General features: G+C 45.5%; 11 protein-coding genes and 1 tRNA gene. 11 read left to right on the top strand and 1 reads right to left on the bottom strand.

Annotated features, from left to right (window positions below):
- The 6 genes from ACZIX4_RS04770 (at window position 1) to ACZIX4_RS04745 (ending at window position 2,831) form a co-directional block, all read left to right on the top strand.
- Window positions 1–315, top strand: coding sequence for a ribonuclease Z (locus ACZIX4_RS04770; RefSeq protein WP_463334463.1), 315 nt, complete (start codon window positions 1–3; stop codon window positions 313–315).
- Window positions 316–403: 88 nt separating this feature from the next.
- The gene (locus ACZIX4_RS04765; protein WP_463334462.1) at window positions 404–1,309 is read left to right on the top strand and encodes a ribonuclease Z; all 906 of its coding nucleotides are present in this window, start codon (window positions 404–406) and stop codon (window positions 1,307–1,309) included.
- A gap of 152 nt (window positions 1,310–1,461) precedes the next feature.
- Complete coding sequence (locus ACZIX4_RS04760) at window positions 1,462–1,653, top strand: hypothetical protein (protein WP_463334461.1); 192 nt, start codon at window positions 1,462–1,464, stop codon at window positions 1,651–1,653.
- A 19-nt stretch (window positions 1,654–1,672) separates the two neighbouring features.
- Window positions 1,673–2,065 (top strand): hypothetical protein, encoded by a 393-nt coding sequence (locus ACZIX4_RS04755; protein WP_463334460.1) that lies wholly within the window; start codon window positions 1,673–1,675, stop codon window positions 2,063–2,065.
- Between the two features lie 186 nt (window positions 2,066–2,251).
- Window positions 2,252–2,530 (top strand): hypothetical protein, encoded by a 279-nt coding sequence (locus tag ACZIX4_RS04750; protein ID WP_463334459.1) that lies wholly within the window; start codon window positions 2,252–2,254, stop codon window positions 2,528–2,530.
- Window positions 2,531–2,534: 4 nt separating this feature from the next.
- Entirely contained in the window at window positions 2,535–2,831 is a 297-nt protein-coding gene (locus ACZIX4_RS04745; protein ID WP_463334458.1) for a hypothetical protein, read from the top strand.
- A 92-nt stretch (window positions 2,832–2,923) separates the two neighbouring features.
- Here ACZIX4_RS04745 and ACZIX4_RS04740 read toward each other — a convergent pair whose 3' ends face one another.
- Window positions 2,924–4,507 (bottom strand): hypothetical protein, encoded by a 1,584-nt coding sequence (locus ACZIX4_RS04740; protein WP_463334457.1) that lies wholly within the window; start codon window positions 4,505–4,507, stop codon window positions 2,924–2,926.
- Between the two features lie 141 nt (window positions 4,508–4,648).
- Here ACZIX4_RS04740 and ACZIX4_RS04735 point away from each other — a divergent pair, with 141 nt between their 5' ends.
- The 5 genes from ACZIX4_RS04735 (at window position 4,649) to ACZIX4_RS04715 (ending at window position 12,885) form a co-directional block, all read left to right on the top strand.
- Window positions 4,649–5,080: a hotdog fold thioesterase gene (locus ACZIX4_RS04735; protein ID WP_463334456.1), complete on the top strand. Its 432-nt coding sequence runs from the start codon at window positions 4,649–4,651 to the stop codon at window positions 5,078–5,080.
- A gap of 2 nt (window positions 5,081–5,082) precedes the next feature.
- The gene (locus ACZIX4_RS04730) at window positions 5,083–6,123 is read left to right on the top strand and encodes an isochorismate synthase (RefSeq protein ID WP_463334455.1); all 1,041 of its coding nucleotides are present in this window, start codon (window positions 5,083–5,085) and stop codon (window positions 6,121–6,123) included.
- A 107-nt stretch (window positions 6,124–6,230) separates the two neighbouring features.
- Entirely contained in the window at window positions 6,231–6,947 is a 717-nt protein-coding gene (gene bshB1, locus ACZIX4_RS04725) for a bacillithiol biosynthesis deacetylase BshB1 (RefSeq protein WP_463334454.1), read from the top strand.
- Between the two features lie 85 nt (window positions 6,948–7,032).
- Window positions 7,033–7,108: transfer RNA gene (locus tag ACZIX4_RS04720), tRNA-His, on the top strand.
- Window positions 7,109–7,800: 692 nt separating this feature from the next.
- Entirely contained in the window at window positions 7,801–12,885 is a 5,085-nt protein-coding gene (locus tag ACZIX4_RS04715) for a T9SS sorting signal type C domain-containing protein (RefSeq protein WP_463334453.1), read from the top strand.
- The last annotated feature ends 42 nt before the right edge of the window (window positions 12,886–12,927 follow it).

Below are 12,927 nucleotides of genomic sequence, written 5' to 3'. Positions count from 1 at the left end.
ATGAAAACAATTATACTTACAGATACCAATGCCGATGCTGTAGCCTATTTAGATAAGCTTACGGCAGGTTACAACGATTTTAAAGATAACAACGTAATTATAGACCTTAGTACACAGGACGGGCTGACGTTTGAAAGCCTCCTGCCCTACCTGCCACTGTCTGACCAGCACCGAAAGGCTAAAAAATCGTTTGTATTGGTGGTGAAGGATTTCGACATTGATGAAAACCCCGATGAGCTTATTGTGGTACCTACCGTACAGGAAGCGCACGACATTATAGAAATGGAAGAAATAGAACGCGACCTGGGCTTTTAGCTTTTAATTAAGGTATAGTTTATTGCTTATTTCGTAACTTGTGCGGCTCGCATCGTTTTTTATCCGATGCGATACAAACACGATTCTAATGACAATAACCATATTGGGCTGCTATGCAGCCACACCGCGTACGCTTACCAACCCTACTTCGCAAGTATTGGAAATGAAAAACCGCATGTTCCTTATAGACTGCGGCGAGGGCACACAGGTACAGCTGCGTAAAAACAAACTGAAATTCAGCAAAATAAACCAGATATTTATTTCGCACCTGCACGGCGACCACGTGTACGGGCTTATCGGCCTTATTTCTACTTTTGCTTTACTGGGCAGGAAAACCGACCTGCACATTTACGGCCCTAAAGGCATTAAGGAACTGATAACCGTACAACTACGCCTTTCTAATTCATGGACTACCTACGACCTTTATTTCCACGAACTGGAGTCGCGCGAACCTGAGGTGATCTTTGAAGACGACAAGGTTAAAGTAACCACCATACCTTTAAAGCACCGAGTATACACTAACGGTTACCTTTTCCAGGAAAAAAACATTGAGCGTAAGCTGAATATTGAAGCCGTGGAAAACTACGGCATAGATACCGTTTACTACAACAAAATAAAATACGGCAGCGATATTACACTGGACAGTGGCGAAATCATCCCGAATGCGGCATTGACTTTCGACCCGCCACCGGCAAAAAGCTATGCCTTTTGCAGCGATACCATTTACCTGGAAAGCATTATCCCCATTATACAAAACGTAGACGTGCTGTACCACGAAAGCACTTTCCTGGAAAGCGAGGCACGCTACTGCGAACCCACCATGCACAGCACCGCAAAACAGGCCGCAGAGCTGGCACTAAAGGCCAATGTCGGCACACTGCTACTGGGCCACTACTCTACCCGTTATGAATCTATAGAGCTTTTTAAGGCCGAAGCCCGTACTGTTTTTGAAAATACCGAGCTGGCAGACGACGGAAAAGTGTTCGAGTTTTAGGTTTACCCATACATAACACACGTATTCTTAAAGTATGTTAAAGTGTTAAATAGACATTAATTGTACCGGTTTTATGGTTCGGTTACAAAATATGTTACTAACTTAGAGGGGAAATATATTACACTTTTTTATAACCTTTAAGTTACTTTGCTATGGAAAGAATTTACAACAGCAACCGTGCCGGAGTAGACCCTGCCGCCATTTCGTATGAAAAGGCCGCAATAAATGCCGAGAAGAGCGTAAACGAGGTTGAAGAAGTGTCGTGCAGCCTGCAATTAAAAAACCTTTTGCTTACAAACCTGAGGCTTTTAAAGCTGAACGACCTGCGATCTATTATTTTTTAATGGAGTAAAACTACACGTTATGGACAACAAACAAAACAACGATAACCGGGAATTTGAAAACCTTAGCGATGCCGAAAAAGAACTGCTAAAGTTAGCCGAAGATGGTAGCGATTACAACGACGGCAGCGAAAACCCGGACGATGACACAGACAAATACCTGGCTATGGAACAGCCGGGTGTAAGTTATTCGCACGATACTAATGCGCTTCGTAATTCAGACAACCTGAAGTATACGGGTAATGAGGAAGACGATGAATGGAATGATGTGGGTGGAAACAGCCGCAACAGCGATGCTTTTAACCAGGATGATTACCTCCTGGAAGACAATATAGACCTTGATGAAGACCAAAACCAATCGGTTTCCGGTGATGACGACGATTTTGAAGAACTTAACGAGCGTTACACTAACTGATACGCTTGCTTACGTCCTCCACAAACAATACGTCCCCGGTAACACTGAGTTATTGGGGATTTTTTATTTGGCAAGCAGCCAATATAAATACTACGTAAAAATACCTATTAGTAAGTTCAGGTAATTTTGCGCTGATGCAGGTAATTTATATTTTAAATATTTGCTGCCACAATCATTAACCGGATTATGGCACATTTTACAAAGACAATACTGAGGCACTCTGCATTGTGGACAGCCCCGGAAATATCAAATAAAAACCTTAATGGTTTTCCTGACGCGGTGCTTTTTAACCGTAATGAGGGCTTTGAAGTACTGCACTTTATAAACCGCTATATGGATTACAAGGGCTGGCAGGCAGAACAAACGTTCCAGAAAATAGAAACGGTTATAAAAACAAGGCTACCGTACATGGTACGCACCCACAAAGATGCACAACAATGGCTGGATACCCACTTTAAACACTAAACGTATGGAGGCCATTATTGAAGAAACAAGGTTTGAAAAAGAACACCTTTTTTATAACTATAACTGGAACAGGAAACAGGTAAAAATACCTGTAGGCAAAAAAACATTTAACCGCAGCCACGGTAACGAAATGCTGCATTTTATAAACGAGTTCTTCAACTCGCATAACCTTAGCAGTACGGCATCGTTTAAAAGGGCTGAGCATTTGTTATACAATCATTTGCCCATAAACATAAAAAACCGCGACGAAGTACGTTCATGGCTCCTTAAATACTGGGATCACGATTTTTACATAAAATAGTTTGCAACGATGTGCATACTTCCTTCCACCAATACACGAAAGGGCCGCTACGAGCGGCCCTTTTACTATTATAATGTAATAAGAATGAGAATCTATTCCTCCGGTTTACTTTCGTAAGCTCCCATATCGGGTAGTGCGCCCCTTGCAGTGCCGGTAATATCGATATTAGGGCTGGTAACCACAGCCGGGTCGGCAGTGCCTTCAGGGCCTTCGCCGTCTGTGCCGGTTATCAGTTGCAGCTTGTTGTTTCGGGCGTCTATAAAATCAGGCCTGTGCTGTGAGCTGGTGCGTGCTACCTTGTTGTTAACGTATTCTACAAGCGCAGGGTCGTTACCTCCAAAAGGATACAGGCTGTCGTTTTCAAGCTGGTTAAAATCGACCACCTTCAGCAATGAATGGTTAAACTTAATATGGAAGTTAGTACCACTCTCGGCCTGTTTTTCCAGTGAAAGCCCCACATTACCCGAACCGTATACAATACAGTTGTCAAAATTAGCGATAAGGTTAGTAACTTCTGTAATAAGTACTTCATTCTCAGTTCTCTGCCTGTAATCGTTAAGCAGCAGCGGTACCTGGTTGTAGCTATTGAAATAATTGGCAAACGTACAGTACTTAAAGTTATACGTACCGCCAAAGGTAAAAGCCGCCGATGCAACACCCGCATTATTTACCACGGTATTTTCGCCGGTAATGTTTGCCCTGATGCCATAGAAACCAAAGTTGGTACAATTGTATATCTGCGAGTTTTTAACAGTAACCCTTGGTATCGGGCTGTCGTCGTTTACCATGGCGTAGATGCCTATATTAGCATTCTTCAGGGTAAGGTGGTTTATGGTATTATCCTGGTCAGACATGATGAGTACCGCACCCCACTGCCCTGCCACATCGGCAAAATCAGGTTCCAGGCGGTCACCCTCAAAGATTACCTCATTCTCCATTTCCTCAGAACTTGACTGCGTACCATTTACCACCAGCCTGCCTCCGGGGCGTACCATAAGCCCGGAATCGGCATGGAAATGCACCCGTGCACCGGGGTCTACCGTAAGCGTTTTACCGGTAGGCACCGTGGCATAGCCATATATTACATAAGGTTTGGTATTGCTCCAGTGGTATTCGTTACCGTTGTTCGGGTCATTATCATCAAGGTAAAAACCGTAAATATTCGTTTCGCTGTCAAAAGGCACACTTTCATAATTCCCTTCATCATCCCGCTGCGGATACAGGAAATATGCATCCTGAACCAGCGTAACCAGTTCTACATTCTGGGTGCCATTGGTACTGGTAAATTGTATCTGGTCGGTATATAAAAAGGTAGTAGTGTTATTGGCGTACTCGCTGTAGTCTATAGTACTTTCTATAAACACAAACATACTGTCTTTGGCCAGCAGCTCCACATTGGTAAACTCCTTGCCCGGCATACCGTCTACCATAAGGCGGTATTTAGAGTTTTGTCCCTGCCCCAGGCGTATGCTCGGTATCTTAATATCCTTGTTGCTACGGTTATATACCTTAAGGGTGTAGGTGCTAGATCCTATGTTAGTAAACACAGTATCAAGGTACACGGTATCTTTACTGAATTGCAGCCCTCCTGTGCTGGTTTCAAAAATAAAATCTTCGCGGCATGAGGTAAACGTAATGCAGAAACCGATAAACAACAGGTATAAGAGTTGGCGCATATGCAATAACAATTTTTGGTAAAAGTACTTATAATATTCCTAAAGTTAAAAACATCTTACAGCTAACGCTTTTTCGCGGCATTTATTTTGAAACCGGTACCGAAACCTACGTTTTTCGTACCTTTACAAAAATTTACCTGTATGGCATTTGACAAAGAAAAAGCACTGAAAATGTGCAACGATTATTGCAGGAACACCCTGATGGACACCCTTGAAATTGTATATACCGATGCCGGCGAAGGCTTCCTGGAGGCAAAAATGCCCGTAAATTCGCGCGTACACCAGCCTATGGGCCTGCTGCACGGCGGCGCCAGCGTGGCACTTGCCGAAAGCGTGGGCAGTGCGGCATCTCTTTTATTTGTAAACCCCGAGCTGCAGGAAGTACGTGGCATAGAAATATCGGCCAACCACCTGCGCAGCAAACGCGATGGCGTAGTTACCGGCACCGCACGAATAGTGCACCAGGGCCGCAGCCTGCACCTGTGGGAAATAAAAATCACCGATGAGGAAGGCAGGCTTGTTTCGCTTTGTAAAATAACCAATATGGTATTGCCCCGCAGGCGCAATGATTAGTAATGGAAGAAATTTTTAAATGCCTGGGGCAGCAAATGGCCGAAGGCAAACCCTTTGCCCTGTATGCAAAACCCGGCGAAGCTGTTGTAAATGCACTGTTCCAACAAACGGATACGCCCCATACACTGAACGGGCTGAACGGAAAGGGTTTTGTGTTTGCTCCTTTTTATAATGGCGAAACGGCTTTTATTCCGCTTAATGAAGCAACCGTGCTTACTGCTGCTATCGGCAATGATAGCATTGCCCATAACCAACCGAATGAACCTGCTATAGATGCTGAAGCCAAAACAGCGTTTGAACACCTTGTGGCGCTGTGCGTAGATGAAATCAAGGCCGGGAAATTCCATAAGCTGGTGGCATCGCGTACTGAGTCCGTGGCAACCGACAAAGACATCACCGCTATATATACCGCCCTGCTGCACACCTACCCTACAGCTTACCGCTACTGTTTTTACCACCCGATAAGCGGGCTCTGGATGGGCGCTACGCCCGAACAGCTGCTTAAAGCCTGTAACAACACCATAAATACCGTAGCGCTGGCAGGCACTCAATTGTTTGATGCCGATAAAGAAGCCGTTTGGGAAAACAAAGAACGTGAAGAACAGCAGTTTGTTACCGATTATATATTGGGCCAACTCGATCCTTTTACCGAAGCCATAACCGCTACCACGCCCTATACCCACCGTGCAGGCGGATTGGTACATATAAAAACAGACATATCGGCTACGCTAAAAGACGGGAACGCATTGACGGATATCATCTCTACCCTGCACCCTACCCCTGCCGTATGCGGGCTGCCTAAGGAAGCCGCACGAGATTTCCTTGTGGCCAATGAAGGTTACGACCGTGAGTACTACAGCGGCTTTTTGGGCGAACTGGATATGGAGGGTACAACCGACTTATTTGTAAACCTGCGCAGCATGAAAATGCATAAGGGTAAAGCCCAATTGTTCATAGGCTGTGGCATTACCAAAGACAGCGACCCCGAAAAGGAATTTTACGAAACGGTGAACAAGAGCAAGACCATGCGCAAGGCATTGTGATTTTAGATTGAATATTTTCTATATATTATTGAGATTGTCTGAAATTCAGGCTATCTTTGCAACGGCTCAGTAGCTAAGAAGCTCAGCAGCTCAGAATCTAAGAAAAAATGAAACTCGACATACTTGTATTTGGTGCCCATCCTGATGATGTGGAACTGAGCTGTGGCGGCACCATAGCCAAAGAAATAGCGCTGGGGCGCAAAGTAGGCATTGTAGACCTTACCCGTGGCGAACTGGGTACACGCGGATCTGCCGAACTGCGTGATGCCGAAGCCGCCGATGCAGCACGCATACTGGGCATACACGTGCGCGAAAACCTGCGTTTCCGTGACGGCTTTTTTGTAAATGACGAAGCCCACCAGCTGGAAGTGATTAAAATGATACGTAAGTACCGCCCTAAAATTGTTATAGCCAATGCCGTAGACGACCGCCATATAGACCACGGCCGCGGCAGCAAGCTGGTTAGCGATGCGTGTTTCCTTTCGGGATTGCGCCGTATAGAAACTACGCTTGATGGTGAGGCACAGCAGGCATGGCGCCCTGAAGTGGTGTACCATTATATACAATGGAAAAACCTGAAACCCGATTTTGTAGTAGACATTACCGGCTTTACCGATGTAAAGGTGGCATCGCTTATGGCATACAAATCGCAATTTTATGACCCAAACAGCACCGAACCAGTAACGCCCATTGCCACAAAAAACTTTAAAGAGAGTATACTTTACCGCTCTGCCGACCTGGGAAGGCTAATAAATACCGAACACGGCGAAGGTTTTACGGTAGAAAGGCACGTGGCAGTGAACAGTTTAGGAGATTTATTGTAAAAAGTGAAAAATTTCCTTGTGAAAACAGGAAAAGCATACTATATTTGCACTCGCAAAACAGGTAATACTGCAAGCGAACTAAAATGGTGATTGTAGCTCAGTTGGTTAGAGCGTTGGATTGTGGTTCCAAAGGTCGGGGGTTCGAGACCCCTCATTCACCCCTAAATGCTGAAAGGCTGTCTATTTTAGGCAGCCTTTTTTTGTACACAAAATTCATCGCTTCTACATTTAGCAATTAAAAATTAATTATCGGATTTTACCCAAAGCTAAGTAGAACAAAAATTAGCTGCATACATCTTTTTGTTACAGATGAGATCAGAACGATTAGTATTTGGCGTTTTTTAACAAAAATATTGTAATTTTTTATTTTGTTTTAAAACAAAATGATACACATAAACCAAAATTAATGTTAAAAAAAGAAACTTAACTTTAATTCGCACAACTTCATTTGTACAAAAATCCCAAATTCACAAAAAACATTAAAAATTTGTCATTTAAATGTTAAATAAATATTTTTGAGTTGCTTAATGAAAAAATAGATGACAAAAAATTACACACTTTGGGCAGGGAGCCAAATTCCTGCCCTGTACCCCGTGGGTTTCCTCCACCCGTACAAAATCAATTCCCAAAAACCGGTCTGTGCTATAATGAGCATAATGCTAATTACACCTACTGCACCACTACGCAGCACCAAAACCAGTTATTCCTTACAACCCTACCATCACCTGCATCTGTAAAGCTGCACTAAATTACCAGTTACTCCATTATGGATTTACACCTTTACTTAAAAAAGCGCCGGACAACCGGGGCCACAGAACGCTTATACCCTGTTTTTGGCATAACATCGTTACTTATGTTAATGTTATTATGCACATCTACAGGTTATTCACAAACAACTTACACGTTGGGTACCGGTACTACCAATAATACAAATCAAGGTATCACGCCTTTTTCAACACTTTACGAAGACAACCGCATACAGTACTTGTACCTGGCTTCAGAATTTACCGGTTTACCTTCGGGTTCTACCTATATCCATTCTATAGCATTTTATATAAGTACTGTAGGCGGGCCGGCACCCGAAAACGTAAATATAAAAGTGGGCACACTACCTGCCGCCACTACTAACATTACTGCACTTACGGCGGGGTTAGCCACCTATTATTCGTCTTCAAGCCTTAATATAACAGCAACCGGCTGGTATACATTTACTTTTACCACCCCTTTTGCCTGGAATGGTACCAGTAATGTTTTGATTGAAGTATGCCGCGACAATAGCAGTTGGTCTTCAAATTTTGGGGTACAAACCACCCAGTTTGCTCAGGGGGTATCGCGTACCTTCGGATATTATGATGATGCCACTACAGGTTGTACTATGACAAGCGTTAGTCCTAATGGTGGCTCGGCTCCCGCCGGTCAGCGCAGGCACAGGCCAAACGCACAATTTGTAGTGGGTCCGATACCGACCTGTATGGCGCCGGTAAGCCCTGCCGTAAGCAGTGTTACCAGTAACTCTGCAACCATAAGCTGGAGTGCACCGTTAAACGCCCCTTCTAACGGGTATCAATACTACGGTAGTACATCGGCAACAGCGCCGGTTGCAGGTACTACACCTACAGGCAGTGTTACCAGCGGTACATCTACTACTGTTGGCTCACTTGCAGCAAACCAAACCTACTATTGGTGGGTACGCTCTAACTGTGGTGGAAGCACCAGTACCTGGACAAGCGGCGGAAGCTTTACTACTATGCAGACTCCAGCCACACTACCTTTAACAGAAGGCTTTGAAGGCACTAACAATTTAACAATCTTAAACGGTAGCCAAACCAATAAATGGTTTATAGGTACTGCACTGAATAACGGCGGTACAAAATCACTTTACATAAGCAATGATTCTGGTACAACTAATGCCTATAATAACGGAGCCACATCAACAGTACATGCATACAGGGATGTAACCATACCTGCAGGTACAACAACTACTGAACTCAGCTTTGACTGGAAAGCAAATGGTGAAATTTACCCTGATCCTGATTTTCCTGAATACTACGATTACCTTACCGTATGGCTGGTACCTACAAATTACACCATAACAAATACTGAAATTACCGCAGGCAGCGGGCGTATACAGGTAGGAGGCATCTTTGGCGGGGTTACTACCTGGCAAAACTACCTTATATCTACACTTGATGTAAGTTCTTTTGCAGGCAGTACCATGCGCCTTGTATTTGAATGGACAAACGATGGACTGTTGGGTACAAACCCACCAGCTGCAGTAGATAACATCAGCCTTAAAATACCTTCGTGCTTTACACCATCGGTGCCGGTAGCATCATCAGTTACCAGCACTACTGCTACAATTTCATGGACTGCGCCTGCTACAACACCATCTAACGGATACCAGTACTACCTTAGTACTTCATCGGTTTCACCGGTTGCAGGCACTACCCCTACCGGCAGTGTTACAAGCGGTACATCGGCAGCACTGACATCATTAACTTCAAGCACTACCTACTACTGGTGGGTACGTTCTGACTGTAGTACAGAAACAAGCAGCTGGATTAGTGGTGGTAACTTCGGTACGCTACAAGTGCCTGCAACATTCCCGTATTCGGAAACTTTTGAAGGTGCTGCGCAATGGTCTTTTACCGGCGGAAGTACTGCAAACTATTGGAATATAGGCACTTCTACTAACAATGGTGGTACAAAATCGCTTTACATTACTAATAATGGCGGTACCAGCAATGCTTACAGCACCGAAGATTCTTATGTAGTATCTCATGCTTACAGGGATATCGAAATTCCTTCGGGTACAACGGCCGGAGCGCTATATTTTGACTGGAGGTCGGTAGGTGAAGAATACTTCGACTATCTTACGGTATGGCTGGTGCCTACCAGCTACACGCCGATAGCCGGCACCTATATAAGCCCGGATACAGGTATTGTACAAGTGGGGGCTGATTTTTATTACCAGGGTACTTATACCACTTACATAAACCCTGAGGTAGACCTGAGCAGCTTTGCAGGTGGCACAGTACGCCTGGTTTTTGAATGGACCAATGATGATAGTGTGGGTTACCAGACCCCGGCAGCTATAGACAACATTAAGTTTAAGCTTCCGTGCAGCGCTACTATATCGGGTGTTACAGACGGAAGCCGCTGTGGTGTAGGAAGTGTTGAGCTTACTGCTGCATCAACAGAAGCTATAGAATACCGCTGGTACAGCGCTGAACTAAACGGCACACTGATAGGCACAAGCACTTCAGGTACGTGGAATACACCTTCGCTAACCTTTACTACTACCTACTACGTTACTGCATTTAATGGCAGTTGCGAATCGGATGTGCGAACAGCCGTTGTAGCTGTTGTAAATGGCGGCCCTAACGATATTGGTGTAAATACTGCCGCGTCACCAACAGGTGCAGATGCGTGTAATACAGATTATGTAGCACTTACAGCATCTAACAACACCTCTGCCAGTGTTATAGCGGAAGGATTTGAAAACAGTGACGAGCACACGTTGTTTACTGCTAATATAGACAACGGAGGCGGGGTATATTATGAACCGTACTACACACAGGGCAGCCGTGCTATTTCGCTTGCAGGAGATGCCGATGTATGGGAAATCGGCGGCCATACGCTACTAACACTAACCACCCCGGTAGACCTTACAAAATATGCGGGCAGTGTAACTCTTACTTTCGACCAAATTTGCGGTACACAGGCGGGTAGTGACTTTGGGGTTGTGCAGTTTTCTACAAACGGAGGGAACACCTGGAGCAGTTTCCCTGCCAGCACCTACCTGGGTTCGGGCACGCTTACTAATGGAAACGTAAGGTTTGATGCCAGCAGCTACCCTGAATGGGCAAGCACTTTTACAAGTGTATCTGCCACCCCGGGTACAGCACCTGCTACGTCACTGTTCAGGTCTGAAACCATAAACCTTACACCATACATAACCAGCAATAACTTTGTGATCCGTTTCAGGCTTAATTTCAATGACAGCAACGACTACTACGGCTGGATACTGGATAACATAAAAATAAACGGTATACCAAAAGTGAGCTGGGCGCCTACAACAGGTTTGTATACTGATACTGCCCTTACCACAGCCTATACCGGCAGTGCAGCAGCTACCGTATACGCATCTGTAAGCGGTGTGCAGGCCTATACCGTCACTGCCGCTTTAGGCAGCTGTACCGATACCGGCACAGGTAACGTAGAGATATATAAAAAGGTATATTCGGGCACGGGAGCTGACTGGGCTACCGGCACCAACTGGACACCGGCAGGCGTACCTACATCATACGACTGTATTACTATACCAGGAGGTAAAACCGTTACGCTGGCCTCGGGTACAGGGCTTTCTAATAACCTTACTGTAGGCGCCGGCGCTACCCTAACGGTAAACACTGGTGCTACACTAAGTGTAGACAACATACTGTCGGTAAACCCTACAGCTACGCTGACCGTACAGAACAACGCGGCGCTACTGCAAGGTGAATCAACCGTAACCAATGCAAACAGCGGTAATATAACCCTTCACAAAACCAGCAACCCGCTGTACAGGTTAGACTATACGCTATGGTCATCACCGGTAACCGGCTGGAATGTAGGGCAGTTCTCACCGGCTACATCAACAGGCCGTTTCTATGAGTACCTGTACACCACCGCAGATGTAGGAGCGTACTCTCCGGTACTTGGTTCAACAGGCTTTACTGCGGCCAAAGGTTTCCTTATCCGTATGCCAAACGTACTGAGCGGCAACGTAACGGGTACCACAGGAGATTATGTTACCACCCCTGCCGAATACATAGCAGGCAGCGATAACTACCTCTTCGACGGTATCTTTACCGGTACACCGAATAACGGTACGGTAACCTATCCGCTAAATAACGACGGCAGGTTTACCGCCATAGGTAACCCATACCCATCGCCAATAAGCGTTGTAGAGTTCTTTGACGGAAACAACACAGTAATCGATGTGGCATCGGGTATCTACCTTTGGAGGAAGCGCAACAACAGCTCTAACTCATCTTACGCAACACTAAGCCAGGCAGGTTATGTGGCTAACCCGGCAGCGGGTGGCGGCTCAGAACAGTCTGTTTACTTCAGTGGTAATGAAAGCGGCTGGACGCTTGCAGCAGGCCAGGGCTTCTTTGTACAAACGGCATCATCGGTAACATCAGGTTCGGTAACCTTTACCAACGCTATGCGTACCACATCGCCGGGTGCTGCACAAGGCTTCTTTAAGTCGGCCGGAAGCAGCGCATCGCGCCTGTGGCTGAATATGGTAGCCGAAAACGGCACCACAAGCCAAACCATGGTAGGTTATTTTGACGATGCCACCCTGGGCCTTGACTATGGTTTTGACGCGAAGAAATTTACCGAGGGCAATGCCGTAGCATTCTACTCATTGGCCGAAACCACGCCTCTTGCCATACAGGCAAGGCCGGGCTTTGAAGTGGCCGACGTAGTACCTATGGGCTTCACCGTGCCAAGCGCTGGTACATTTACGGTAACCCTTGACCATGTAGACGGACTGTTTGAAGACGGACAGAAAATTTACCTTAGGGATAATGTGGAAGGCATAGTGCGCGACCTTACCCAGCTGGATTATACCTTCAGCAGCGAGGCGGGTACGTTTGAAGGGCGTTTTGATGTGATTTACACCACTACAGCCCTTGGCACAGACACCCCTGTGCCGGATGCCAATCAGGTTATTGTATACACCGAAGGCACAACAATCGGCATCAACAGCGGTAACGCCATGATGGAGAATGTTACCATATTCGATATACGCGGGCGCAAACTGTTCAGCCAAAGCGGCATCAACAACACAGAACTGAAAATAAGCAGCCTTACTGCGGAGCAGCAGGTGCTTATTGTGGAAATTGATACTGTAAACGGCAAAGTGAGCAAGCGTATCGTGTTCTAAAAACGGCTGTTTTTTAAGTTAAGCATTTATACCCAAAAAAGA

The organism is Flavobacterium niveum (assembly GCF_055231775.1).
Note: the sequence above shows the minus strand (reverse complement) of the source record. Positions and strands in the feature narration are given on the sequence as shown.